Source organism: Mucilaginibacter pankratovii (assembly GCF_014773265.1).
In the GTDB taxonomy this organism is placed as follows: domain Bacteria; phylum Bacteroidota; class Bacteroidia; order Sphingobacteriales; family Sphingobacteriaceae; genus Mucilaginibacter; species Mucilaginibacter pankratovii.
This window is the reverse complement of record NZ_JACWMY010000034.1, coordinates 1-1,030: the sequence shown is the minus strand read 5'-3', so window position 1 is coordinate 1,030 and position 1,030 is coordinate 1. Positions and strand designations below refer to the sequence as shown.

Below are 1,030 nucleotides of genomic sequence, written 5' to 3'. Positions count from 1 at the left end.
TTTTGTTGTTTAGGGTGCACATTTCAATAGGTTTTTTACCATTAATACCTTGATGAGGCCTTTCCCAGTTGTAATAAGCGAGGTATTGTAAAAGTTCATCTTCAAGTTCTTCGAGGCTGTCAAAGTCAGTTTCCTCGATCAGATCCTCTTTAAGTGTACGCCAGAAGCGCTCTACTTTTCCGTTGGTTTGCGGCCTGTAAGGCTGGATGTATCTGCGTTTGATGCCAGTTTCTATCAGCATGCGTTCAAAAGGGTGGTTTCGTTTATTCTGGCTAATAGCCGGGCCGAACTCCGGGCCATTATCTGCAATGATTTCTTCAAACTGAATACCGAACTTCTCTTTGATCATCCTCATGCAGCGCAAGGCTGCAAACATGGTAGTCAGGGCGGTAATATCCTCCATTACTTCTGCCCAGGCAACCCGTGAGTAATCATCCAGCACACAAAGCAGATACAACTTGCGATGCTGGCCGCGAATGATGGTTTTGCTTAAGTGATGACAATCGATATGACCTAACTGTCCCATGCGCTCTTTGATAATCTTACGTTTAACTTCCTTATCTGCCGTTTTTAAACGGTTTTTGCCATAGCGTTTCAGGATGTTATAAACCCCTGAAGGCGATGGGTTAAAATTATCTGATTTCTGCTTAAGCTGGCTGGATATTTCAAACTTATTGGTGCCAAGTGAGCGTAATTCAAGCACTAAAGCCTCATCTTGAAGCGACGGCCTGCGAGTCCTATACTTCGGGCCGCGTCTTGAGGGTAACAAGTCTTCTTCGTTTCCGGATTGTTTATAGCGGTTATAATACTTTAAAAAACTGCGACGGTCTGTATGATGGGCTTCGTAAAATTCTTTGGCCAGTTTGAACTGCGGATGCAAGCCTTGCTTGACCAGTTCATAATCCTTTATCAGCAAACGGTACGTCTGCAAATAATTACGTTTCAGTGTTAGGTCATTCGTGTTGATGCGCATAACTTTTTAGCTTTGTTACGTAAAGCTAATCTGTTACCGAATTATCTAACCTTTACA

The 1,030-nt window shown here is 43.0% G+C and carries 1 protein-coding gene; it reads right to left on the bottom strand.

Annotation, left to right across the window (positions count from 1 at the left end; translation table 11 throughout):
- The coding region (locus tag IDJ77_RS27510; protein WP_191192212.1) for an integrase core domain-containing protein at window positions 1-973 on the bottom strand (973 nt) is incomplete at its 3' end.
- Between the last annotated feature and the right edge of the window lie 57 nt (window positions 974-1,030).